Consider the following 24629-nt stretch of genomic DNA (forward strand, 5'->3'; position numbering starts at 1 on the left):
CTGCTCCGGCATAATGGCGCTTGGCTTCTTGCGCAACGTCTGAGTGTCGGCTACCGGTCCCGACCATGACGAATGAGGACGAAATGGCGTTCGAAATGGCCCTCATCAGACGGGCAGCCGCCGTCGAGGTGCTGTTGCGGCGGTTGCTCGACGACCGCGCGCTTTCGGGCGAGATCGCACGGCCCGACCGCCTGATGGCGGCGATGCGCCACGGCGTGCTCAACGGCGGCAAGCGCCTGCGCCCTTTCCTGGTCATGGAAAGTGCCGCCCTTTTTTCCGCCGATGGCGAGGCGGCACTGCGCGTCGCGGCGGCGCTTGAATGCGTGCATTGCTATTCGCTGATCCACGATGATCTGCCCGCCATGGACGACGATGATCTGCGGCGCGGCCAGCCGACGGTGCACAAGGCCTTCGACGAGGCAACCGCCATCCTGGCCGGCGATGCCTTGCTGACGCTGGCCTTCGACATCATTGCCGACGAGGCGACCATGCTGCCGGCGGAGCGGCGCGCAGCCCTGGTGCTGGCGCTGGCCCGCGCGGCCGGGGCCGGCGGCATGGTCGGCGGCCAGAAGCTCGACCTCGAGGCCGAACAGGCGCCGCCGGACGAGGCCGGCATCATCCGGCTGCAGGCGATGAAGACCGGCGCGCTGATCCGCTTCGCTTGCGAGGCGGGGGCGCTGGTCGCCGGCGCCCCGGCCGAGGACCGCGAGCGGCTGGCCGAATTCGGCTCGGCGATCGGCCTTGCCTTCCAGCTTGCCGACGACCTGCTCGACCTGACCGCCGATGCCAGCCAGATGGGCAAGGCAACCGGCAAGGATGCAGCCGCCGGCAAGGCGACGCTAGTGGCGCTGCACGGCGCGAACTGGGCGCGCAGCCAGCTTCACGGCCTCGTCGACCAGGCGCATGAATTGCTCGCGCCATACGGGGAGCAGGCGGCGCTGCTGAAAGAAGCGGCGACATTCGTGGCGACCCGTAACAACTGACGCTTCGTCAACCAGGATGTCGGCCCGATCGCGCTTCAAGCCAGCTTGATCTTCATCTCTTCTTCGCCGCGCACCATTTTGGTCACGGCGGCGAAGTCGAGCTTGCCGGAACCGAGGACCGGCACCTTCGCAACCGCGCGGACTTCAGCCGGCACCATCAGGTCCATGGCGCCGTTCGCCTTGGCGAAGGCCAGGAATTCAGCGCGCGTGGCGTCGGCGGCCTCGGTGATCAGGATCAGCTTTTCGCCCTTGCGTGCATCCGGCACAGTGGCAACCGCTGAGAGCGAGCCTTTCCACAATTCACCGGCCAGCGCCTCGACAGCAGCCAGCGATATCATCTCGCCGCCGATCTTGGCAAAGCGCTTGGCCCGGCCGCGAATGGTGATGAAGCCGACGTCGTCGACGGCGACGACGTCGCCGGTGTCATGCCAGCCGTCTTCGAGTGGTTCGAGCACACCGGGCTTCTCGGCCCTGAGATAGCCGGCCATGACATTGGGCCCACGCACGAAAAGCCGTCCGCCATCGTCGACACCGGGCACCGGATCGAGGCGATATTCCATGCCGGGCATGATTTTGCCGACGGTTCCGGAGCGGTTGTACATCGGCGTGTTGATCGAGATCACGGGTGCTGTTTCGGTGACGCCGTAACCCTCGAGGATGCGCACACCGAACTTCTCCATATAGGTCATGCGCGTCGCTGCCTTGACCGGCTCCGCGCCGGCAAAGCAATAGCGTATCGAGCGGAAGTCATAGGGGTGCGCGGTGCGCGCATAGCCGGCGAGGAACGTGTCGGTGCCGAAGATGATCGTCGCGTTCGAGGCGTAGATCAGTTCCGGCACGATGCGGTAGTGCAGCGGCGAGGGGTAGAAATAGACCGGCACGCCGGAGATCAGCGGCAGCACCGTGCCCGCCGTCATGCCGAACGAATGGAAGATCGGCAACACGTTGAACACCTTGTCGCCAGAATGGAAGTCGATGCGCGAGGCGGCCTGGGCGGCATTGGCCAGGATGTTGCGGTGGGTGAGCACGACGCCCTTCGGCGTGCCTTCCGAACCCGAGGTGAACAGGATCACCGCGGCATCGTCGGGCTTGCGCGGCGCGCGTGGCGTGCTCTTGCGCAGCAAGCCGAGCAGTTTGTCCCTGAGGCCGACGGTCCCGCGCAAATCGTCGAGCCAGACGATGTCGACCGAGCGGCCGAGTTCCTCGACCACCGCACCGAGCTTTGCCTGTTCGACAAAGGCGCGAGAGGTGAGCACGGTGCGCACTTCGGCTGCCTTGCAGGCGGACAGGATGTTGGCCGCACCGGCGGTGAAGTTCATCATCGCCGGAACCTTGCCGGCCGACATGACGCCGAGCAGCGTCGCGCAGGAGCCGTTGGCGTTCGGCAGCATGATGCCGAGCGTCTGCTGGTCGGCATAGAGGTTCTGGAATTTCTCGCCGAGCACCGCAGCGGCCGTAAGCAGCTTTCCGTAGCTCAGCGAACCGGTGACCGGATCCTGCACGGCGAGCTCTCTCATGCCGCGTTCGTTCGCCGTCTGGATGATCTTTTCCAGCACCGTCTTGTCGATGTCCTGGGTACGAAAGACGAGGTCCGACATCACCTGATAGAGGGCGGCGCCCGCCGCGGCGCGGCGCTTGCGGCCCTTTAGGTCTTGCAGCACTTCCAGCTTTACCGGCTCAAGGATGGTCACCTTGACCTTTGGGAACAGCCGGCGGCGCACATGCTGCGAGGTCAGCCGTGAAAAATAGCTTTTCTCCAGCCCGTCGATGCGCACCGGTACGACCATCGAACCGGTCTTGTCGGCGACCATGGCGGCGCCGTCATAAACCTTCATCAGGCCGCCGGTGACGGTGATGCGGCCTTCCGGGAAGATGACAAGCGGATCGCCGCCCTGAACGATCTTGATCAGCGTGCGGGTCGACATCGGCTTGGATGGGTTGAGCGGCAGCGCGCGGGCGAGTTTCATGAACGGCTTCATCCACCAGGCCTGGGCGATGGTGTGGTCGATGGCGAAGACCGGCTCCTCATCGGTCAGGGTCAAGGCCAGGGGACCGTCGAGGAAGCTGACATGGTTGAGCGCCAGGATAGGTGCCGGGCCGGCGGCCTTGAGGTTTTCCATGCCCTCGACTTCCAGCCGATGGAAGGCACGGAACAGGATGGAGACGAAATCGCGGAAAGCGTTGGTCGGCAGGTATTTCAGCATCAGCCAGGCGGCGATGGCGTTGGCCGCAGCAAGGCCGAACAGGATGGCTCCGGTGGAGACGCCGGCTGCCTGGATCGCGGCGACGAGTATGCCGCCTAATGTCATGAAGCCTGCGTTGACGATGCTGACGGCTGCGACGACGCGGGCACGACTCGCTTCGGGCGACCATGCCTGTACGGCAGCAAAGGTCGGCACCACGAGGAAGGCGCTGGCAATCGCCATGCCGGCGAGGTCGATCGCAACATGGATCGTGTTTGGCCCGGCGAAAAACAGGGCAAGGGTCTCGGTCCTGGGCGAAGGCTGCATGCTCCAGATGGTCCAGGCCAGGTCCAGTCCAAACAGCGCCAGCAGCGCCGTACCGACCGGTGCAGGCAACAGCACGATGCGTCCCTGCGACATCCACGCGGCAATGGCCGAGCCAATGGCGATCGAAACGGCGAACACCGCGAGATAGGCAGTCACGGCGATCTCGTTGCCGCCGAGCGAATCCTTGATCAAGGTCGGCAGGATCGAAAGAACGACGGCGCCGATCAGCCAGAACCAGGATGTCATTAGTCCGGCGCGCCAGATCCGCTTGTCGCCACGCAATCCGTTGACCTGCCGCCAGGTCGAGCGAAAGACGTTTTTGTCGATGACGAGGTCGGGGGCGGCAGAACCGGTGGACGGGATGTAGCGGCTGACAATCCAGCAACTCACGGCGAGGATCATCATGATCGGCCCGAAGACCGAGACGCCTATGCCATCGGCCGAGACGATGCCGCCGGCGATGGTGCCACCGAGGATGGCCGCGAAGGTCGCCGATTCGATCCATGCGTTGGCGCCGGGCAATTCCTTGCGCTCGAGGTGATCCGGCAGGATGCCGTACTTGATCGGTCCGAACAGCGCCGAGATGACGCCGAACATCAACAACGCCGCCATCAGCACCGGTATCGACGACAGCGCGATGCCGACGACCGCGACGCCAGCAGCGGCGATCTCGGTGAACTTCAGCCGACGGGCGATGAGGGCCTTGTCGAAGCGGTCGGCGATCTCGCCGCCAAGGGCTGACAAGAGCAGGAAGGGAGCCATGAAGACGGCGCCGGCCAGGGTGACCAGTGATGCCGCCTTGTCCGCCGCCAGCGTGAACAGAATAAGGAACACCAGCGTGTTCTTCAGGAAATTGTCGTTGAAGGCAGACAGGAACTGCGTCCAGAAGAGAGGCGCAAAGCGCCGTGTCATCATCAGATGACTGTTCGTATGATTGTTCGGAGCGATGTCCATGGCGGCGACTTCCATTGGGCAAGGCCGTCGAAGTCCTGGTCCGATCGATCAACGGTCTTACGCGGTTTGAGCGTAGTGGTAGCGGAAACCCGGTTACACTTCGTTACTGCGGTTGGCGTCCATCAGCTGTGTCTCGGTCTTGCCGTCCTCCAGCCGGTTGAAGAAACGGCTTGGGTCTTCCGCTTCTGACGATCGAGCTCTGCACGAGCACGATCGCCGCCATCGCATGGAACCTTGGCGGCAAATCATGCTCTCAACAAGGTGGATGCCGCCCACCGTCTTCGAGGCCGCGATGGCGAAACTGGCCGTGGTGAACGCTTCCCGGGTGCTTGAGTTCTTGGGCGCCTAGTTGTTGGTGGCCATCGATATGATCCTTTCGTTTCAGCCTTAAGCCGGGTCGCTGGTGGTCTGTTTCAGGCCGGATACAATCGAGCCGACTTGCCGACAGCGTTTCCGTCAGCCGTTCGAGCTTCGCGCCGGCGCATGGTTCGCCCGACGAACGAAATTTTAATGTAAATGAAGCGTAATCCCGGTCATTAAAATGATGCGTATGTGTTGGGGTTGCGCATGCCGGAATATTCGTCCTTCATCCGTTCGGTCCGGGCCCGCTATATTTCAGGGTTGCTGATCTTTGCGCTGGCTTCCGCCGCCATCGTGATCGCGCTCGATCGGGTCAATTCCTTTCGTCATGACATCGATGCGCTAAGCAGCAACCTCGTCGTTTTCACCCGCGACCTGCGCAACGCGACGAGCTTTGCCGAGACGACCGGTACCGCCTGGCGGGCGGAGACGCGCGATGCCCTCACCTCATCGGCGCGCGGTCATTCGGAGCGCCTGACCGGCGAGATCGAAACGCTGACCGCGCAGCTTGCCGCGATCAAGCCGCGCCTGTCGGTGAAGACAATCAACGAGCTCGAAACCGCTTCCGTCAACGGCGACCTGTTCTGGTCGCCGCGCGATATGGTGCGCAACTTCAACCTGATGTCGATGGCGCAGAAGGTCGATGAATGGAGCTATCGCGAAATCCGCAACCAGAATGACCTGTTCGCCCAACCCATGCTGGTCCGCGTCCGCACCGCGATGGACGACGAGCGCCATCTGGCCGATGTCTCCAGCGACAGGCTGCTGCTGTGGGCGAGCGGCATCCTGTTCGCCGCCCTTGCCATCGTCGCCTTCTGGATCTTCCGCCCGATGGAAGTGGCCATCCGCCGCGCCTTTGCCGAATCCGCCGAATCCCTGTTCAAGGCCGAGGCCGCCGACCGCGCCAAGTCTGAATTCCTGGCCAATATGAGCCACGAAATCCGCACGCCGATGAACGGCGTGCTCGGCATGGCCGAGCTGCTGGCCAAGACCGACCTGACCGCGCGCCAAAAAACCTTCACCGACGTCATCGTCAAATCCGGCAACGCGTTGCTCACCATCATCAACGACATCCTCGATTTCTCCAAGATCAATGCCGGCCAGCTGACCCTCGATCCGGCTCCCTTCCGTCTCTCCGAGGCGGTCGAGGACGTGGCGACGCTGGTGTCGGCGCGCGTCGCCGAGAAGAACCTCGAACTGATCGTGCGTGTCGACCCGCGGCTGCCGGCCTATGTCGTCGGCGACGCTGGACGGTTCCGGCAGATCGTCACCAACCTGCTCGGCAATGCGGTGAAGTTCACCGAAAAGGGTCACGTGCTGATCGATGTCGGCGGCGAAATCGTCAACGACGTGGTCCAGCTCAAGCTTCGCGTCGAGGACACCGGCATCGGCATACCGGCCGAAAAACTGCAGAACGTGTTCGAAAAATTCGCCCAGGTCGACGGGTCGTCGACCCGCCGCCACGAGGGCACCGGCCTCGGCCTCGCCATCGCCGCGCGCCTCGTCGATCTGATGGCGGGCAAGATGGGCGTCGAGAGCGAGATCGGGCGCGGCTCGGTGTTCTGGTTTGCGGTGCCGCTGCCGGCGCACCATGCCGTGGCGCGCGACGAAATCGTGCCGGTCGACGTCACCGGCGCGCGCGTACTTGTCATCGACGACAATCCGGTCAACCGCGAGATCCTGCTCGAGCAGCTGAGAAGCTGGAGCTTCGACTGTGCCGCCGCCGAAAGCGGCGCCGTGGGCCTAGCCTTCCTCGATCGCGCCTTCCAGCTGGGCGCCGCCGTCGACTGCATCATCCTCGACTACCAGATGCCGGGCATGAACGGCGCCGATGTTGCCAGGGCCATTGCGTCCGACAGCCGGCTGGCTTCCATTCCGGTGGTGCTGCTGACCTCGGTCGACCAGGTCGATTTCGGCAAGATGATCATCGACTTCGGCATCGCCGCGCACCTGACCAAGCCGGCGCGTTCCGCTGTCCTGCTCGGCACCGTCATCTCGGTCATCCAGAGGGCCCGCTCGCAGGTCGGCAAGGCCCAGTTCGTCCGCGAACCGATCGTGCCGATTCCCCCGGCTGCGCCACCCGCTTTCACCGTTATCCGCGGCCCGGCGATACCGGTTGCCGCGGCACCGGAATCGACGGCTACGCTGAACGGTCCGATCGACATCCTCATTGCCGAGGACAACGACGTGAACCAGTTGGTTTTCGGCCAGATCCTCAACGGCCTTGGCCTCAGCTATCGCATCGCCGGCAACGGCCGCACGGCGGTCGAGATGTACCGGGCGCTGCGCCCCAGGCTGATCCTGATGGACGTCTCGATGCCGGAGATGAACGGCTACGAGGCGACCCGCGCCATCCGTGCGATGGAGACCTCGTCGGGCACGCACATCCCGATCATCGGCGTTACCGCGCACGCGCTGAAGGGCGATCGCGACAAGTGCATCGAGGCCGGCATGGACGACTATCTGCCCAAGCCGGTTTCACCCGACCGCCTCGGCACCAAGATCGGCACCTGGCTCAGCGAGACGGTGGTGGCGAAGACGGCTTAGCCCGCAGCCAACGGCACATCAGGCGGCGGCGTCCAGACTATAGCGGCGCATCCAGTCAAGGCTCGTCTCGTCAGCGAGCTTTGCAACACCTGGCTTTATGTCATCGGCGATCGGCGCTTGAACGCCCAAGGCTCCGCAGATGTCTAGCAATGTCGCGACCGGGTTGGCGGCAAGACGCTCGTGGCCAAGCCGCAGCGGAATTATGCCTTGCTCTACGAACCAGACGTTCCAGGCGGCATCATAGGCCTCGAGCTCCGTGACCTCACGTTTGAGCCGCTCGAAATCATATTGCGGTTCTTTCGCGGGTGCGACCCTTTCGATCTCGGTTCCGTCGGGAGCGATATGCCAAAGACCGGTTTGCTCTGCCTTGACCAGGGAGACAGCCTGCGCAAGCTTGTTCTCACGCGAGAGATGCATGTAGAGAACACGGCCGAAAGCTTTCTCGAACCGCGTTCTGTCCGATGGAAGTTTTGGGAAGACCTGGTCGAGGATCGCTGAAAGCTCATCCAGGTTTTCCCGCATCAGACGAAGACCGAAAATGCCTGTCCCACCCCTGCCATTGGCGATCGCCGCCTTGAGATAGGCGGCATTGAAGTCGAGCTCGCTCATCGTGTCGCGATCGGGCAGGCCCCACTCTTCGGCCCACTCCGACACATCCTGCCGCCGATAGAATGAGTGAGGATTGCCAGCCGTCTTCGTGGACGCCAGAAGCTTGCACAGCAAAGTGCTTCCGGTCCTCGGCGTGCCGCAGATGATGTACCCGTCAAACATGTCACGGCTCTCGCGGTTCGTCGGTGGGAAGGCTGTCGCCCCTGGCAAGAATGGTCGCGCTATAGCTGAAATCTTTGCTGGATGCGACGGGCACACTCCTGCGAGGTCAGCACGCTGGTGTCGACTTCGAGGTCGTAGCGAATGTTCTCGTGCACGCGCCCATATTGCCAGCGCGCCAGGCCCGGCAGCTGATCGGCACGCTGGGCTTCGCGCGCCTCCAGCACCTCCAGCGGCGCCAGGACAGCAACCACATGGAGGTCGAAGGCCGACAGCAGTTCGAGATATTCGGACATTTCGCCGTTGCAAAGCACCTCGTCGACGATGAGGTTGTTGCCTTGCCCAGCCATGGCGGCGATGGCGTGGCGCATGCCGCGCAGGGTCCGCGCCCCCACCGGTCCGGTTCTGATCACGACCGCAGGCTTGCCGTCCTGCCGGATGGTCTCATAGGAAAAGCCATCCGCATGGTCCTGCAAGGTGTCGGGCAGCATCTCGATGAAAGTGTCCATCTGGACATGCAGGAAGGGCGCGTTAGTGATCTGTTGCAACGCCCTTGCGATGGAGCTCTTGCCGGCACTGCCGACGCCATTGAGCAGGATGATGCTGGCTTTCACGTCATCGCCCCCTTTTTGGCCAGAACATCTTGCCCGCCACGGGTCAGACTACCGGTTGCGCACCACCACGCACGCTCCGCCGACGCTTTGCAATTTCTGGCAGATGACATTGGCAGCGGCGCGGTCGTCGACACCGATCCTGACCGCGTAGATGCCGCGCCGGCCGATTGGCGTGCGCACCCGGCTGACCACCGGATCATGGCCGCTGAGCAAGGCCGGGAAGCGGCCCCTCACCCGCAGCCACTGACTGATCGCGGCGCTGCGGCGGAAGTTGCCGGCCACCTGGATGCCCCATGGTTTTATGTTGATCGAGGCCATCGCCACGGTCTGCGACATGATCACCGGCAGCCTGCGGCAAGCGACTGCAAAATCCGCCTTCTGATCGAGCGGCTCGACCTTTCCGGCATAGGCCGGATCGGTGAACTTATCGACCGGCTCGCCCATGATGTCGAATACGTAGCTCTCGGTCTCCATCGGCAGGAAGCCGCCGGAACCGAGCCAGCGCGACACCCGGCTTTCGCCGGCATTGTAGGCGGCCGCCGCCAGGCCGAGATTGCCGTAGCCGGTTTTCATCTCGGCGAGATATCTCGCCGAGGCAGGGATCGCTTGGTTGATGTCGAAAGAGTTGGCAAGGCCGCGCATCTTAGCGGTGCCAGGCATGAACTGGGCGATGCCTTCGGCGCCGACCGGACTGACGGCGTTGGGATCGAAACGGCTTTCCTTCCAGATCAGCCGGGCGAAGAAGTCCCTGGGCAGGCCATTCTGGTCGGCATGGGCCTGGATCAGGTTGCAGACCTTGTCGATCAGCCTCTGCCTGGCGGATTGCGGCGGATCGGCCTGAACGGATGTCGAGCAGCAAAGTCCGTACAGCAAGATCAGCGCTGCCCAAGGGAAACGCTGCATCTGGTTTACTCGGCCGCGGCTTTGCCGCGACCAAACCGTTGCTCGATATAGTCGGTGACCATCTTCTCGAAATCCGCCGCGATCGATGGCCCGCGCAGCGTCGCTGCCTTCTTGCCATCGACGAAGACCGGCGCCGTTGGCGTCTCGCCGGTGCCGGGCAAAGAAATACCGATGTCGGCATGCTTGGACTCGCCGGGGCCGTTGACGATGCAGCCCATCACCGCGACCTTGAGGTTCTCGACGCCGGGATATTTTTCGCGCCACACCGGCATGTTTTTCCGCAGATCAGCCTGGATGTTCTGGGCCAGTTCCTGGAACACCGTGGAGGTGGTGCGGCCGCAGCCGGGGCAAGCAGCGACGATCGGCACGAACTGCCTGAACCCCATGGTCTGCAGCAGTTCCTGCGACACCTGCACCTCACGCGTGCGGTCGCCGTTCGGCTCCGGCGTCAGCGAGATGCGAATGGTATCGCCGATGCCTTGCTGGAGCAGGATGCCCATCGCGGCGGACGAGGCCACGATGCCTTTCGAACCCATGCCGGCCTCGGTCAGGCCAAGATGCAGCGCGTGGTTGGAGCGGGTCGCGAGTTCGGTATAGACGGCGATCAGGTCCTGCACGCCGCTGACCTTGGCCGACAGGATGATTTTTTCACGGCCAAGGCCGATCTCTTCCGCCATTTCGGCCGACAGGATCGCCGACTGCACGATCGCCTCGCGCGTCACTTCCTGCGCCGTCAGCGGAAAGCCCTTGGCCTGGTTGTCGTCCATCAGCCGGGTCAAGAGCTCCTGGTCGAGCGAACCCCAGTTGACGCCGATGCGCACCGGCTTGTCATATTTGATCGCCATCTCGACGATCGCCGCGAACTGCCGATCCTTCTTGTCCTTGAAGCCGACATTGCCCGGATTGATGCGGTATTTGGCCAGCGCCTCTGCGCAGGCCGGATGGTCGGCCAAAAGCTTGTGGCCGATATAGTGGAAATCGCCGACCAGCGGAACGTCGACGCCGAGCCGCGCCAGCCTTTCGTGGATGCGCGGCACGGCCGCAGCGCTCTCGTCGCGATCGACGGTGATGCGCACGATCTCGGAGCCGGCGCGGTGCAGCGCCGCAACTTGCGCAACCGTCTGGTCGACATCGGCCGTATCGGTGTTGGTCATCGACTGCACGACAACCGGGGCGCCGCCGCCGACGACCACGCCGCCGACATCGACGCCGACCGAGGTGCGGCGGGGGAAGGGAGAGGAAAAATATCCGGTCATGCCCGGCAGCCTTTTGTCTCTGGAGCGTCATGCGTCCACTCGGACGCATACAAACGCCCCGGGCCGATGCGCTAAAGTCCGGGCATGAGGTGGAGGAGCAAAGATGGCTTGTCAATGGCGACAGGTCGCCACTGGTCGCAATTGGCCCGCCGCCGGGATCAAAAACAATCGATCCATCCGGCGACGGCCGAAGCGACAATTGACCTGAACGGAAGTCCAGCCTGAGCGATCGCCGCGCTGGAAGTCAAAATCCACCACACCGGCGACACCTGCCGCCGGCAAAAAGGCCGTGGATCGTGATCGTCTATATCAGGAGGGCATCAATGCGTGGTCGGTTGTGCTCTCAGTTTTTCAATCTCGTCCTTGAGTGCCAGCTTGCGTCGCTTCAGATTCACGATTTCGAGGTCGTCCACCGACGGATGGTTCATCGCGTCATCGATCTCGCGCTCGATGTCGCCGTGTTTCCGCTGCAACTCATCAAGATGGGAAGCAAGAGACATGATTGGTTCTCCCTTTCATGGTTTTCCTCGATTGCAACCGTCACGGCGCGTCCACCGCAGGTTCGCTTCAGTGACGGCACAATGACACTGTGCCACCATCCGGCCGCGATGTCGAATGATCCGTGGTAGCATTCCACGACAATGTGAAATGTGATATGGGCTGCGCGCCAGCGGCAGAAGTTGCCGGTCCCGCCCAATGAGGCCCAGTTTTTGGGCACCGCAGACGTGCAGACGGTAGAGAATGTCCGATCAGGAACAGGCCGATATTCGCCTCGAATTTTCCCGGCTGAAGCAGGAACACGCCGATTTCGATGCGGCGATCAACGCAATGATCGCCACGAACTGCGACCCGCTGCAGATCCAGCGCATGAAAAAGAAGAAGCTGTTCCTCAAGGACCGGCTGATGGCGCTAGAAGACAAGATCATCCCCGACATCATTGCGTGAGACGGCGAGCCGGGGTCGATCCTGATCGCTTGCGCCTATCCGGCGATCGAATGCCTGGCGGCGCGGTCGCGCAGCAGACCGATGAGACTGCCGGTCCGTTCCTCGGACGTGTCGATGGGAACCACCAGGCACATCGTCGCCTCGACCTTGCCAGGTCCTGAAAAGACGGGCGCGGCGAGGCATTTCGTATAGGCATCGACAAGGCCCGAGGTGACGCAATAGCCCGTGGCTTCGGCCTTCGCTATATCGGCGATGAAGTCGCTGAGAAGCAATCTGCGACCGTCCGGCAGGACGAGATCGTCTTCGGACACCATGTCTTCGATCTGGGCCTGTTGGAAGCCCGCCAGCAGCAGCCGTCCCGAAGCGGTCCAAGGCAGCGGTATCTGCAGGCCTGTGGCGGAGCTGATGCGGAATGGCCTGGTGCCCGGGCTTGAATGGACGATCGTATAGCGGCCGCTCTGCAGCATACACAGTTCCGAGGTCTCGCCCGTTTCGCGCGATAGATTGTCGACCTCCTGACGCCCGCGCCTCAAGAGGTCGTTGCCGCGCACATAATCCATTCCGTAGAGATAGAGCTTCTTGCCGAAATAGACGCGATTGCCGTCGCCGGCCATTTCCAGCAGGCCGGCATCCACCAGCGACCGCACAAGCGTGTAGGTCGTCGAGCGGGGTGCGTTCACCCCCTTGGCAAGATCGCCAATGCCGATCGCGCGCTGCGTCGTGTGCAGAAATTCCAGGATCTCGAGGACCCGGTTGAGGCCTTTTTCGCGGGAGCCCGAAATCTTCTCGTCGGCTGAAACTGCTGGGGCATTGCCGTCTTGCATTGTCGATTCCTGATGCTAGTATCTGTCTTGTACAGGATACATACGTCTCTTGTAAGAGACAATCGCTCTGAAAATCGACGATGCGTGAATTTCCTGTGCATAGGGGAACACAACACGAAAGGAGGTCGCCGTGAACGACACATCCGGAAGACGTGATTTTCTGAAATTTGGAATGGCGGGACTGGCCACGGCTGGCGTGCTTGCAACCGTCGATGCCCAGAAGGCTGCCGCTCAGGCAGCATCCGACAGCCTGCTGCGCACCGTGCTCGACCGCGGCAAGCTGATTGTCGGCACTGGCAGCACCAATGCGCCCTGGCACTTCGAGAACGATGCCGGCGAACTGGTCGGCATGGACATCACCATGGGACGTATCCTTGCCAAGGGCCTTTTCGACGATCCGACCAAGGTCGAGTTCGTCATGCAGGATCCGGCGCAGCGCATTCCGAACGTCACCACCAACAAGGTCGACATCACCATCCAGTTCATGACGATGAGCGCCCAGCGCTCGCAGCTCATCAACTTTTCCCGGCCTTACTACGTCGAAGGCGTCGCGCTGCTGACCCTTCCGACCGCCGAGAACAAGACCTTCGACAAATTGCTTGCCGCTGGTTCGGCGACACGCGTCTCGATCTTGCAGAACGTCGATGCCGAAGCATCGGTGCACATAGCTCTGCCGCAGTCGCAGGTGATGCAGATCGACACCCAGGCCAACGTGTTGCAAGCACTGGAAGCCAAGCGTGTCGACGCTGCCGCGGTCGATCTTTCGACCGTGCGTTGGCTTGCCTCGCGCAATCCGGACAAATACTTCGACGCAGGCAAGAGCTGGTTCTCGATGCTGTACGGTGCGGCGCTCCGGCAAGGTGATCTCGACTGGCTGACCTTCGTCAATCAGACCTTCACCATCGCCATGTTCGGTCACGAAACAGCGCTCTACGACGCTGCATTCAAGGATTACTTCGGACAGGAGCCGCCGGCCCGCCATCCTGGTTTTCCGGTCATCTGATCCAGTTGGCGGAAGGGCAGCATTCAGCGCCCTTCCGCCAGCTTCTCCTCGACGGCCCTTCGCACTGAGGCTGACGCATGGGCTATGCCCTGAATTTCAACCTGATCTGGCGGCATTTCGACAAACTGTGGGGCGGCCTGCTGCTCAGCCTCGAACTGGCCGTGATCTCGATCGCAATCGGCATCGTCATCGGCCTGGTTCTGGCGGTCTGGTACGTGTCGGCCGGGCGCGTGGTGCGCACCATTATCGCCGCCTACGTCGAATTCATCCGCAACGTGCCGCTGATCCTGCTCGTCTATCTGGTGTTCTACGGCCTACCGACGGTGGTCGATCTCGCCTACAGCGCCCCGACCTCGTTCATCCTGACGCTGTCGGTCTATAGCGGGGCCTATCTGGTCGAGGTGTTCCGCTCCGGGCTCGAAGCCGTCCCGCGCGGCCAACTCGATGCCGGCAAGGCGATTGGCCTGACGCCGTGGCAGCGACTGATCCATGTGCGCCTGCCGACAATGCTGCGCATCACCTTGCCGGCGCTGTCCAACACCTTCATCTCGCTGTTCAAGGACACCTCGATCGCCTCGGTCATTTCGGTACCGGAGCTCACCTACGGCGCCCAGTGGATCAATTTCAACACCTTCCGCATCGTCGAGGTCTACCTGGTCACGACGGCGATGTATCTCTTGACCGGCTATGCGCTGCTTTTCGGGTTGCGGCTCGTCGAGCGCAGATTCAGGGCGGCGCGCTGACATGCTCACCCAGATCGCCTATGCCTTGCCGTTCCTCGCCCAAGGCTTTGCCTTGACCTTGTGGGTGTCGCTGCTGGTCGTGGTCCTGTCGCTCATCGCCGGCGTCCTGCTTGGCGTCGGCCTGGTTTATGGTCCCGCGCCGCTGCGCTGGGCGGTGCGCATCTTCAGCGACACGATCCGCGGCATTCCGATCCTGGTGCTGATGTTCTTCGTCTACTACGGCGTGCCCGCGATCGGGCTTCATCTGCCGTCGTTCTGGGCCGCCGTGCTTGCTCTCACTTTGTTCAAGACGGCGCAGGTCATCGAGTATCTTAGGGGTGCGGTCGGCTCGATCCCGAAAGGGCAGTCGGAAGCGGCGATGGCGATCGGGCTGACCTTTCGCCAGCGCTTGGCCTACGTCATCTTCCCGCAGGCGTTCAGGCGCTTCCTGCCACCCTGGATCAACGGCGTCACCGATGCGGTCAAGGGTAGCGCACTGGTGTCGCTGCTCGGCATCACCGACCTGATGCAGGCCATCAACCAGGTCATCGGCCGCACCTACGAGGCCATGCCGCTCTACATTCTCGGTGCGCTCATCTACTTCGCGGTCAACTATGCCCTTTCGCTCGCCAGCCGGCGGCTCGAGCGGCGTTTCTCCTTCATCCGGGAATAGCAATGTCCACAAGTTCGAACGACACCCCGGCCCTTCTCGACGTCCGCGACGTCTCCAAATCCTTTGGCGCCGTCCAGGTCCTGCGTTCGGTCAGCTTGGAGGTGACGCGCGGCGAGGTGGTGACGGTCATAGGCCCCTCGGGCAGCGGCAAGACCACGCTGCTGCGTTGCGTCAACTTCCTGGAAAGCTACGACAGCGGCTCGATCCGCATCGACGGCAAGGAGGTCGGCTTTCGCGACCCGGGAACCCGTCAGCGCCGCAGCGAACGCGATCTCGCCGCGATGCGCGCCGAAACCGGGATGGTGTTCCAGAGCTTCAACCTGTTTCCGCACCTGACGGCGGCCGGCAACATCATGCTCGGGCTGCGCAAGGTGCGTGGAAAAAGCGAAGCCGAGGCGCGCTCGATTGCCGCACATTGGCTCGGCCGCGTCGGCCTTGCCCACAAGGCGGACAGCCTCCCCGCCGAATTGTCGGGCGGCCAACAGCAGCGCGTCGGCATTGCGCGCGCCGTGGCTATGGAGCCGAAGATCCTGCTGCTTGACGAGATCACCTCGGCGCTCGATCCCGAACTCGTCGGCGAAGTGTTGGCCGTCGTGCGCAGCCTCGCCGAGGACGGCATGACAATGCTGATGGTGACACATGAGATGGCCTTCGCGCGCGATGCTTCGAGCCGCATCGTCTTCATGGCCGATGGCGGCGTCAGCGCCGTCGGCCCACCGAAGGAGATTCTCGCGGCGGAGACCACCAACGAGCGCCTCCGCACTTTCCTGGCGCGCTTCCGCGCCTCGCATTTCTGACACCGGACAGCGCAAGCTGTCGCAAGGAGCATTTGATGACGCCCTACATCCGGCTCGCCGAACTCGGCTTGACGCTGCCCGAGCCGCCGACCCCGATCGCCAACTTCGTCACCCACGCCGAAAGTGGGCGGTTGATTTTCCTGTCCGGTCAGGGACCACTGCGGGCTGACGGCACGCTGTTCACCGGCAAGGTGGGAGACGATGTCACTGTCGAGGAGGCCTATCAGCATGCCCGCCTCACTGGCCTCAATCTGCTCGCCGTCATGCACGCAGCCTCCGGCGACCTCGGTCGCATCGTGCGCATCGTCAAGCTGCTCGGCTTCGTCAACGCGATACCGACCTTCAGCGATCACCCAAAGGTGGTCAACGGCTGTTCCGACCTGTTCGCCGATGTCTTTGACAATATTGGCGGTCATGCCCGCTCGGCGATCGGGGTCGGCTCCTTGCCCGGAAATATCACCGTCGAAATCGAAGCGGTCGTCGAGATCGCAGCCTGACTTTTAGAAATGGAATCCGAGAGATGAACACCTATTCCGCCGACGGCTCCAACACCACAATCCGCGAACGGCTCGGCCTTCGCCCGATCATCAATGTCTCCGGCACGATGACCGCGCTCGGCGCATCGATCATCGTCCCCGAAGCGATCAGCGCCATGGCTGAAATGGCTTCGCAATGGGTGGAGATGGACGATCTGCAGCGCGCCGCAAGCACGGTCGTTGCACGCCTCACCGGCGGCGAGGCCGGTTTCATCACCGCTTGCTGCGCCAGCGGCATCACCATGGCGATCGCCGGCGCAATGACCGGAACCAACCTGCTCGCCGTCGAGCGCCTGCCGGACGACACAGAGGGACTCAAGTCTGAAGTCATCGTCCAGCTCGGTCACATCGTCAATTACGGCGCGCCGATCGACCAGTCGATCCGGCTGGCCGGAGCAAGGACCATTCCCGCCGGCACGGTCTCTGTGACCCAGGACTATCATGTGCGCGATGCGATCCGCGACCGCACGGCGGCGGGCCTCTATGTCGTTGCGCACCACACCGTGCAGTACGGCATGCTATCGCTGGAAGAATTCTGCGAAATCTGCCACGCCAAGGGCGTCCCGGTGATTGTCGACGCCGCTTCCGAGTATGACCTGCGCGGCTTCCTGGAGCGCGGCGCCGACATCGTCATCTACAGCGGACACAAATTCCTCAGCGGACCGACCAGCGGTATCGTCACCGGGCGCAAGGATCTTGTGCGCGCCGCCTATCTGCAGAACCGCGGCGTCGCACGCGCCATGAAGGTCGGCAAGGAGAGCATCGCCGGTACCATGGCGGCACTGGAAGCCTGGGAAAAGCGTGACCATGCCGGCATCCGTCGGCGCGAGGAAGCAGCCCTCAACCTATGGAAGGACACGTTGCAGGGACAGCCCGGCATCGTCGCACAGATCATCCCTGATCCGACCGCCAATCCGCTCGACCGGCTGCAGATCTTCGTGTCGCCCGAGAGCCGGTTCACCGCCGCCGGCCTCGCCTCTGCCCTGGCCGCGGGCACGCCGCCAATCATCGTGCGCAACCACGAGGTGGAGCGCGGCCATTTCTTCCTCGACCCGTGCAATCTGCACCCCGGCGAAGCGGAGATCGTAGCCGAAAGGCTGCGAGCCGTATTGACCGCGGCCGACCGGCCCGTCGACGCCATGAAGCCAGCCCGCAAGGATTCCTCCGGCTCATTGCGCTGGCCGGATTGAGCGCCAAACCGACATACATCCAAAAATGCAGCGGCTACGACCGGCTGATCACGCGACTGTGAACGGCCGCATTTGCACCCGGCGGGAATAAACCGTCACTGGAACAAGTCTCCTCGACATACGCCATTGCAGGCGTTGAGGAGTCTGACATGCCCCATCATTGCGAGGATGACAGCGACCATGGCACCAGCTGTCGTCTCGCGCCGGAGTGCATGATCGTCGTCAGTCCCTCCCCCAAGGCGCTTGACACCGGTGACACATATGAATTCACCTTCACCAAAGCAGGCGACTTTGCCTATTTCTGCGGGCTCCACCCGCACATGCAGGGCAAGATCACCGTCGCGCCTTGAGGGCGCATGGCAGAACCTGCCCGGAGTGCCGGATCATGCTGCGGTGTTGAGCGAGAAGGCCCTGGCCGAGCGCTTCGGTGAGGTGGTGCTGCCCCATCTCGGCGATGCGCTTGCGCTCGCCCGCTGGTTGACCGGCAATGCCGCCGATGCCGAGGATGTTGTGCAGGAGGCCTGCGTGAAGGCACATGCCGGCATTGCCGGTTATGCCGGCGGCAATGCACGCGCGTGGCTGCTGACCATCGTGCGCAACGCCGCCTACACCTGGATGTCGCGTAACCGGCCGCGCGGCATGCTGGCCGTCGGTGACCTCGGCGATCTCGACGAGATGGCAGCGGCGCACGGCACCAGCCTGCCGGACGAAGACGGTCCGGAAGCGAGCCTGATCGCCAGGGCCGATACGGCGGCGCTAGAGGCGGCGATCGCGGCCCTGCCGCAGCCGTTTCGCGAGACGCTGGTGCTGCGCGATATCAACGGCCTCAGCTACCGCGAGATAGCGGCGATGCTCAGCGTGCCGATGGGCACCGTCATGTCGCGGCTGGCCCGTGCCCGCGGCCTGCTTGTGTCTGAACTGGGGAGAGCGCCATGACCAACCATGACGACGGACTGCCCAACGATCCCGAAGGTATCAGGCTGATGATCCATGCCCTCATTGATGGCGAGCTCGACGCGGCCGCGGCGCTGGCGGTGGAGCGGCGCATCGCCGCCGACCCGCAGCTTGCCGCCGAACACGCTCGCATCGTCGCCTTGCATGCGGCGGTGAACCGCTTGCCGCGCCCCGATGTCAGCGATGCCTTTCAGGCCCGCATCGCGGCGATCGGCGTTGCAGCCATGGCACAACAGACGCAAGACGAGCCGGCGGAGCCGCAGCAGGGCGCGCCGCCGGCGCAACCGGGGTTGATTATCCCGACCGGCGGAGGCCAGAGGCGAAACGCCGAGACACGCCCGTCGCAGCCGCGGGTCCTGCCTAGGGCACGCCGCTTCGGCTCGTTCGACTGGCGTGCCATGGCAGCGTCGATCATGATCAGCGCCGTGCTGGCAAGCGGCGCGACACAATGGGTGATGGTCAACAGCGCGTCCGACAGCTTTGCCGCGGCGGTCGCCAGCGGCCATCGCCGCAGCCTGCTTGCGGCGAGTCCGATCGACATCGTCTCGTCCGACCGCCACACGGTGAAGCCGTGGCTAGATGCTCGGATCGGCGTGTCGCCGCCGGCGCCGGACCTCGCCCAGGATGGCTACGCATTGATCGGCGGCCGAGTCGAGGTGATCGCCGACCGGCCGGTACCGGCGCTGGTCTACCGCCACCGCGAGCATCTGATCACGCTGGTCGCCGAACCGCAGCAGGGCGGCGGCACCACAGCACCTGACGATCTCTCGTCAGGCGGCTTCTCGCTGGTGCACTGGAGCGACGGCGCGTTCTCCTACTGGGCGATCTCCGACATGGAGCGCCCCGAACTCGACGACTTCGTCGCCCGCTTCCGCAAGGCGGCGGTGTGAGGAGGTCCAGCCTCGTCACTGATCCCGCCGCCGCCCTGACAGGTTCTCCAACCCACGGCGCCAGTCAAGAAATCGCCGCTTACCGGCGCGCGCTTGTGCGCCTCGGCCGGGCCGGGATTGCGGCCTGACCGTTTTCGCACCAATAACTTTACAAATATCTTTACCTATGTGAAGTTACGAGTGTTGAAGGGTCGATCATGACAGCCAATCGTTTCGCCACGCGCCTGAATTCCTTTGCCTCACGGCCACAGGCCGAATGGACTCACCTCACCGGCAAACCGTCGCTGATGCAGATGGCCGCGCGCGCCGCGAAGGTTGCCGGGTTGACCGACCTCGATTTGAATTTCCCCGACCATGTCAGCGAAAGGCCGGCTGAAATCGCGCGAAACTTGGGCAACCTTGGCCTTTCCATTAATGGCTTTGCCATGCGCTACTACTCCAACTCGGCCTTCAAGCTCGGCGCCTTCACCAATCCGGATCCGGCAGTGCGCCGCGACGCCATCGACCTGACCAAGGCCGGCATCGACGCCGCGCGCGAGGCCGGCGCCAGCCTGATGACGCTGTGGCTCGGACAGGATGGCTTCGATTACGCCTTCCAGGCCGACTATGCGACACTCTGGCAACACGAAATTGACGGAATTCGTGAAGTAGCAGCGCATGACCCCGGCTGCCAGATCAGCCTGGAGTACAAGCCAAACGAGCCGCGCTCCTACAGCCTGATGCCGGATGCGGCGACGACCTTGCTGGCAATCCGCGATGTCGGACTGCCCAATCTCGGCGTTACGCTCGATTTCGCCCATGTGCTCTACGCCGACGAGCAGCCGGCCTTCGCCGCCGCCATGGTGGCGCGCCACAGCAAGCTGCTTGGCGTGCATCTCAATGACGGCTACGCCAAACGCGACGACGGCCTGATGGTCGGCGCCGTGCATACGCTGCAGACCATCGAACTGCTCCGGCAGATCCGCAGGGGCGGCTACGCCGGCGCTATCTATTTCGACACCTTCCCCGACATGACGGGTCTCGATCCGGTGCATGAGTGCGAGGTCAATATTGCCACCGTCAAACGCATGCTGCGGGTCGTCGACCGGATCGACCAGGACAACCGGCTGTCCGCCGCCATCGAGCGCCAGGACGCGGTGGCGTCGCAGGCCATCATCCAGGAAATCGTGCTCGGGCCTGACGTATGACGAGGGGGCGTGGATGACCTTGAGCGGGCTGGACCTGAAAGCGGTGGGACCGCGCATCCGCATGATGATGCCACATCTCACACCGCTGGAGGCGAAGGTGGTGGAAACGGTCTTTGGCCGACGCGGCTTCGACGAGAGCATTCCGCTGAAGCGCATCGCCGAGGAATCCGGCGTGTCGGAAGCTATGGTCGTCAAGATCACCAAGAAGCTCGGCTTCTCCGGCTATCGCGACTTCCGCACCGCCGTCTATGAATACAGCCGGCTGCCGACCGCAGAGATGCACCAGGAACTGTCTTCGGACGACAGTTCGGCCGAGATCGTGCAGAAGGTGTTCCGCACCTCCATCCAAGCGCTGGAGGAGACGCTGGCCATCCTCGACATCGAGGATTTCGACCGCGCTGCCGATCTGCTCTACCGCGCCGGAAATCGTGACTTCTACGGCGTCGGCGGTTCGGCGCAGATCGCGCGCGACGTCTCGCACAAATTCCTGCGCATCGGCATCCGCACGAATGTCTTTGATGACTCGCACATGATGCTGATGTCGGCCTCGCTGCTCGGCTCAGACGACATCGCCGTCGGCTTCTCGCACTCTGGCAATACTTCGGCTGTCATCGACGCCATCCAGCTTGCCCGCAGGAACGGCGCAAGCACGCTCGCCATCACCAACTACAACAATTCGCGGTTGGCCGAGGTCGCCGACGTCGTGCTGTGCTCCACCGCGCAGGGCTCGCCGCTGATGGGGGAGAACGCGGCGGCCCGCATTGCCCAGCTCAACATCCTCGACGCGTTGTTCGTGGCGGTGGCGCAGCGCGACTACCAGGCGGCGGAACGCAATCTCGGCCGCACCATGTCGGCGGTGGCATCGAAAAGAAAAGACCGGGGCTCATGAGGACAACGCCGCTGGTGACCGTGTTCGGCAGCCTGCACTATGACATCATGGTCGGCGCCCCCGACCGCCCTCGCAAGGGCGAAACGGTGACCGGCCATGCCTGGCACCCGAAATGCGGCGGCAAGGGCGGCAACCAAGCGGTTTCGGTGGCAAGGGCCGGTATGCGCGTGGCGATGATCGGCGCCGTCGGCGACGATGATTTCGGCACCGCGCTGCTGTCCAATCTCGATCGTGCCGGCGTCGACCGTCGCTTCGTTCGGGTGGCGCCGGGCGCCGGCTCCGGCATAAGCGTGGCGATCTTCGACGGAAGCGGTGACTATGGCGCGGTGATCGTTTCGGGCAGCAATCTCACGCTCGGCGACAGGGACATCGCGGCTGCCTCCGAGGTAGTGGCACAAACGTCCGTGCTGCTTTTGCAGAACGAGATACCGGAAGCCGCCAACATTGCCGCCGCACGCGCGGTGAAGAGACATGGCTGCCGCGTCCTGCTCAATGCCGCCCCCGCGCGCAAACTCTCCAGCGAACTGATCGCGCTCGTCGACATCCTGGTGGTCAACGCCATCGAGGCGGAATTCCTGACCGGCCTGGCGGTGGTCGAAACACTGGAAGGTGCCGCGCAAGCGGCGCGACTTCTGGTCGAACTCTGCCCAACCGCAATTGTGACGGCGGGCGGCGAGGGCGTCGCTTGTTGCGACCGGACCGGTGCCGCCTTCGCGTTGCCGGCCATCCCGGTCAAGGTCATCAACACGCATGGCGCGGGCGATGAATTCGTTGGTGCGCTGGCCGCCGCACTTGCCCGTGGAGAGGCCATGCGGGCCGCCGTCACCGCGGCCACCGCCGCTTCGGCCTTGCTGGTTTCGACAACCGAGGCCGAGCGCGGCAGCATCTGACGTCTGGACTCCGGAGGACCACTTTCCGTCTTGCCAAACGTCAGCGGCGGCCGCCTATCCTTGCGGCTTCGCCCGAATTCCGCTAAGGCGCGCCTTTGTCGCCGGGGAGCACGGACTTGGATCATCAACGCGCCGATGTCGCCATCATCATGGGCAGCCAGTCCGACTGGGCAACCATGCGCCATGCGGCTGAAACGCTGGAGGCGCTCGGCATCCCGCACAAGCGGTTGATCGTCTCCGCGCATCGCACACCCGACCGTCTCTATGATTTCGCCAAGGGCGCCAAGGCTGCCGGTTACAAGGTGATCATCGCCGGCGCCGGCGGTGCGGCGCACCTGCCCGGCATGACCGCTGCGATGACGCCGCTGCCGGTGTTCGGCGTGCCGGTGGAATCGAAGGCGCTCTCGGGGCAGGATTCGCTGCTCTCCATCGTCCAGATGCCGGCCGGCATTCCCGTCGGAACGCTGGCCATCGGCAAGGCCGGTGCGACCAACGCTGCACTTCTGGCTGCCGCCGTGCTCGCGCTTTACGACGACAAGCTTGCGACGCGGCTGGATGCCTGGCGCGCCTCGCAGACCGCCAAGGTCGCGGTCGAACCGACGGATGCAGCGTGAGACTGCCCGCCGGATCGACCATCGGCATCATTGGCGGCGGCCAACTCGGCCGCATGCTGGCGATGGCGGCCGCTCGCCTTGGCTACCGCACGGTGGTGCTGGAGCCGCAAGCGGATTGCCCGGCAGCACAGGTCGCCAACCGGCAGATAACGGCTGCCTATGACGACCCGGCCGCTCTTGCCGAGCTGGCTGCGGCAAGCTCCGTCATCACCTACGAGTTCGAGAACGTGCCGGTTGCGGCTGCGAGCGCACTGGCCACCAAGGTTCCGGTCTATCCGCCGGCGCGCGCGCTTGATGTGGCGCAAGACCGGATAAGCGAGAAGACGTTCCTCAATGGCATCGGCATTGCCACGGCGGATTTCCGCCCCGTCGACAATGACGACGAGCTGACGGCGGCGCTGAAAGCATTCGGCGGCAGTGGCATATTGAAGACACGCCGCATGGGCTACGACGGCAAGGGCCAGCGCGTCTTCCGCAACATGGAGGCTGGCGGTTTCGCCGGTACTTGCGAGGCGATGGGCAATGTACCGCTGATCCTGGAGAGCTTCGTGCCGTTCGAGCGCGAGATTTCGGTGATCGCGGCGCGAGGGCTGGACGGCGCCGTCGCCGCCTACGATCCGGCCGAAAATGTCCACCGCAAAGGCATACTCCACACATCGACCTTGCCGGCCGCCATTAGGCCCGAGACAGCCGCCGCGGCACAGGCGGCAGCATCGAAGATATTGTCGGCGCTCGACTATGTCGGCGTCATCGGCGTCGAGTTCTTCGTGCTGCCCGACGGTTCGCTGCTGGCCAACGAGATCGCTCCGCGGGTGCACAATTCCGGCCATTGGACGGAAGCTGCCTGCATCGTCTCGCAGTTTGAGCAGCACATCCGCGCCGTCGCCGGCTTGCCGCTGGGAGACCCGAAACGCCATTTTGGCTGCGTGATGGAAAACCTGATCGGTGACGATGTGCTGCGCGTCGCCGAATTGCTCGCCGAGCCCGATCTGATGCTGCATCTCTATGGCAAGGCCGAGGCCCGGCCCGGCCGCAAGATAGGCCATTTCACCCGGGTCAGCCTTCGCGCCTGACTTCACAAACCCGCGTTATTGTACGTCACCGCTCTCGTCCTCGTCAGGACTGGCGCAACTCGCGTCACCCTCCTCGCAATTGGCCGCGGCAGCGAGCTGCTTGGTGCGGTCATTGGTCAGCCTGGTCAGACATTGCGAAACTTCCATCGGGTGGATCGAGCCGCCCGCGCTGGCCGCGGTGGAGTGCGCGCATTCGGCGTCGCGGAAGGCGATCCAGGCGCGTTGCGCCGCCTGCAGCAACTTCTTGCTGTCGGCATCGTCCGAGCTGATGAGGTCCTGGTAGGCCTTGTTCAGCCTGGCGTCGGCTGCCTGGTAGTCCACCCCGGCACAGATGTTCATCATCTGCTGGCTGTCGTCGCTGCGGTCGCATTCCTGCGCCCGGGCAGCCGAAGCTCCCGCCAGCAAGACAAGGCAGGCGGACAGGAAAATCCGGCGCATATTCATCCCCAAATCACTTCATGGCGGCCGCATCATCCCAGCCGGCTGGAGGCCGCGCAATGCCGCCAGGCCGACATGGCGGATATTTGATGATATGGCAGGTTCGCCC

At 63.6% G+C, this 24629-nt stretch carries 25 protein-coding genes; 17 read left to right on the top strand and 8 right to left on the bottom strand.

What is annotated here, in order from left to right:
- Positions 1-65: 65 nt before the first annotated feature.
- A complete protein-coding gene (locus AC07FD_RS38165) occupies positions 66-983 on the top strand; it encodes a polyprenyl synthetase family protein (RefSeq protein ID WP_478354003.1) in 918 nt (305 codons plus the stop codon).
- A 35-nt stretch (positions 984-1018) separates the two neighbouring features.
- Here AC07FD_RS38165 and AC07FD_RS38170 read toward each other — a convergent pair whose 3' ends face one another.
- The gene (locus AC07FD_RS38170; RefSeq protein WP_478354004.1) at positions 1019-4447 is read right to left on the bottom strand and encodes an acyl-[ACP]--phospholipid O-acyltransferase; all 3429 of its coding nucleotides are present in this window, start codon (positions 4445-4447) and stop codon (positions 1019-1021) included.
- A 567-nt stretch (positions 4448-5014) separates the two neighbouring features.
- Here AC07FD_RS38170 and AC07FD_RS38175 point away from each other — a divergent pair.
- On the top strand, positions 5015-7354 hold the full coding sequence (locus AC07FD_RS38175; RefSeq protein ID WP_478354005.1) for a response regulator: 2340 nt from the start codon (positions 5015-5017) through the stop codon (positions 7352-7354).
- A gap of 18 nt (positions 7355-7372) precedes the next feature.
- Here the strand turns inward: AC07FD_RS38175 and AC07FD_RS38180 are convergent, their stop codons facing one another.
- From AC07FD_RS38180 to AC07FD_RS38200, 5 genes are all read right to left on the bottom strand, one after another.
- Positions 7373-8125: a Stf0 family sulfotransferase gene (locus tag AC07FD_RS38180; protein WP_478354006.1), complete on the bottom strand. Its 753-nt coding sequence runs from the start codon at positions 8123-8125 to the stop codon at positions 7373-7375.
- Positions 8126-8184: 59 nt separating this feature from the next.
- The gene (locus AC07FD_RS38185) at positions 8185-8736 is read right to left on the bottom strand and encodes a phosphotransferase-like protein (RefSeq protein WP_478354007.1); all 552 of its coding nucleotides are present in this window, start codon (positions 8734-8736) and stop codon (positions 8185-8187) included.
- 48 nt (positions 8737-8784) lie between these two features.
- Positions 8785-9639 (bottom strand): transglycosylase SLT domain-containing protein, encoded by an 855-nt coding sequence (locus tag AC07FD_RS38190; RefSeq protein ID WP_478354008.1) that lies wholly within the window; start codon positions 9637-9639, stop codon positions 8785-8787.
- A gap of 5 nt (positions 9640-9644) precedes the next feature.
- Positions 9645-10895, bottom strand: coding sequence for a flavodoxin-dependent (E)-4-hydroxy-3-methylbut-2-enyl-diphosphate synthase (gene ispG / locus AC07FD_RS38195; RefSeq protein WP_478354009.1), 1251 nt, complete (start codon positions 10893-10895; stop codon positions 9645-9647).
- 320 nt (positions 10896-11215) lie between these two features.
- Complete coding sequence (locus AC07FD_RS38200) at positions 11216-11395, bottom strand: YdcH family protein (RefSeq protein WP_027023510.1); 180 nt, start codon at positions 11393-11395, stop codon at positions 11216-11218.
- A 241-nt stretch (positions 11396-11636) separates the two neighbouring features.
- Here AC07FD_RS38200 and AC07FD_RS38205 point away from each other — a divergent pair, with 241 nt between their 5' ends.
- Positions 11637-11840 carry a YdcH family protein gene (locus AC07FD_RS38205; RefSeq protein ID WP_095089397.1) on the top strand — a complete coding sequence of 68 codons (204 nt, stop codon included), beginning with the start codon at positions 11637-11639 and terminating at the stop codon, positions 11838-11840.
- Between the two features lie 35 nt (positions 11841-11875).
- Here AC07FD_RS38205 and AC07FD_RS38210 read toward each other — a convergent pair whose 3' ends face one another.
- Positions 11876-12664 (bottom strand): IclR family transcriptional regulator, encoded by a 789-nt coding sequence (locus AC07FD_RS38210; RefSeq protein ID WP_478354010.1) that lies wholly within the window; start codon positions 12662-12664, stop codon positions 11876-11878.
- Between the two features lie 130 nt (positions 12665-12794).
- On the opposite strand from AC07FD_RS38210, the gene AC07FD_RS38215 reads away from it, so the two are divergent.
- The 14 genes from AC07FD_RS38215 (at position 12795) to AC07FD_RS38280 (ending at position 24082) form a co-directional block, all read left to right on the top strand.
- Positions 12795-13667 (top strand): transporter substrate-binding domain-containing protein, encoded by an 873-nt coding sequence (locus AC07FD_RS38215; RefSeq protein WP_095089400.1) that lies wholly within the window; start codon positions 12795-12797, stop codon positions 13665-13667.
- 77 nt (positions 13668-13744) lie between these two features.
- Positions 13745-14410 (top strand): amino acid ABC transporter permease, encoded by a 666-nt coding sequence (locus AC07FD_RS38220; RefSeq protein WP_184875710.1) that lies wholly within the window; start codon positions 13745-13747, stop codon positions 14408-14410.
- A 1-nt stretch (position 14411) separates the two neighbouring features.
- Positions 14412-15062, top strand: a complete 651-nt coding sequence (locus tag AC07FD_RS38225; RefSeq protein WP_478354011.1) for an amino acid ABC transporter permease — start codon at positions 14412-14414, stop codon at positions 15060-15062.
- Between the two features lie 2 nt (positions 15063-15064).
- On the top strand, positions 15065-15859 hold the full coding sequence (locus AC07FD_RS38230; RefSeq protein WP_478354012.1) for an amino acid ABC transporter ATP-binding protein: 795 nt from the start codon (positions 15065-15067) through the stop codon (positions 15857-15859).
- A gap of 35 nt (positions 15860-15894) precedes the next feature.
- Positions 15895-16356: a RidA family protein gene (locus tag AC07FD_RS38235; RefSeq protein WP_478354013.1), complete on the top strand. Its 462-nt coding sequence runs from the start codon at positions 15895-15897 to the stop codon at positions 16354-16356.
- Positions 16357-16379: 23 nt separating this feature from the next.
- Positions 16380-17585: an aminotransferase class V-fold PLP-dependent enzyme gene (locus AC07FD_RS38240; protein ID WP_478354014.1), complete on the top strand. Its 1206-nt coding sequence runs from the start codon at positions 16380-16382 to the stop codon at positions 17583-17585.
- Positions 17586-17734: 149 nt separating this feature from the next.
- Positions 17735-17935, top strand: coding sequence for a plastocyanin/azurin family copper-binding protein (locus AC07FD_RS38245; RefSeq protein ID WP_095089408.1), 201 nt, complete (start codon positions 17735-17737; stop codon positions 17933-17935).
- Positions 17936-17981: 46 nt separating this feature from the next.
- Positions 17982-18521 (top strand): sigma-70 family RNA polymerase sigma factor, encoded by a 540-nt coding sequence (locus tag AC07FD_RS38250; protein WP_478354015.1) that lies wholly within the window; start codon positions 17982-17984, stop codon positions 18519-18521.
- On the top strand, positions 18518-19429 hold the full coding sequence (locus AC07FD_RS38255; RefSeq protein WP_478354016.1) for an anti-sigma factor family protein: 912 nt from the start codon (positions 18518-18520) through the stop codon (positions 19427-19429). Before AC07FD_RS38250 ends, AC07FD_RS38255 begins: the two co-directional genes overlap by 4 nt.
- Before the next feature lie 197 nt (positions 19430-19626).
- Positions 19627-20616 carry a sugar phosphate isomerase/epimerase family protein gene (locus AC07FD_RS38260; protein ID WP_478354017.1) on the top strand — a complete coding sequence of 330 codons (990 nt, stop codon included), beginning with the start codon at positions 19627-19629 and terminating at the stop codon, positions 20614-20616.
- A 13-nt stretch (positions 20617-20629) separates the two neighbouring features.
- Positions 20630-21505, top strand: coding sequence for a MurR/RpiR family transcriptional regulator (locus AC07FD_RS38265; protein ID WP_478354018.1), 876 nt, complete (start codon positions 20630-20632; stop codon positions 21503-21505).
- Positions 21502-22395, top strand: coding sequence for a ribokinase (locus tag AC07FD_RS38270; protein ID WP_478354019.1), 894 nt, complete (start codon positions 21502-21504; stop codon positions 22393-22395). The genes AC07FD_RS38265 and AC07FD_RS38270 overlap by 4 nt, the downstream gene beginning before the upstream one ends.
- A gap of 116 nt (positions 22396-22511) precedes the next feature.
- Complete coding sequence (gene purE, locus AC07FD_RS38275; protein WP_478354020.1) at positions 22512-23009, top strand: 5-(carboxyamino)imidazole ribonucleotide mutase; 498 nt, start codon at positions 22512-22514, stop codon at positions 23007-23009.
- Positions 23006-24082, top strand: a complete 1077-nt coding sequence (locus AC07FD_RS38280) for a 5-(carboxyamino)imidazole ribonucleotide synthase (RefSeq protein ID WP_478354021.1) — start codon at positions 23006-23008, stop codon at positions 24080-24082. Before purE ends, AC07FD_RS38280 begins: the two co-directional genes overlap by 4 nt.
- Positions 24083-24097: 15 nt before the next feature.
- Here AC07FD_RS38280 and AC07FD_RS38285 read toward each other — a convergent pair whose 3' ends face one another.
- A complete protein-coding gene (locus tag AC07FD_RS38285; RefSeq protein ID WP_478354022.1) occupies positions 24098-24520 on the bottom strand; it encodes a lysozyme inhibitor LprI family protein in 423 nt (140 codons plus the stop codon).
- Between the last annotated feature and the right edge of the window lie 109 nt (positions 24521-24629).

This window comes from Mesorhizobium waitakense (genome assembly GCF_056431085.1).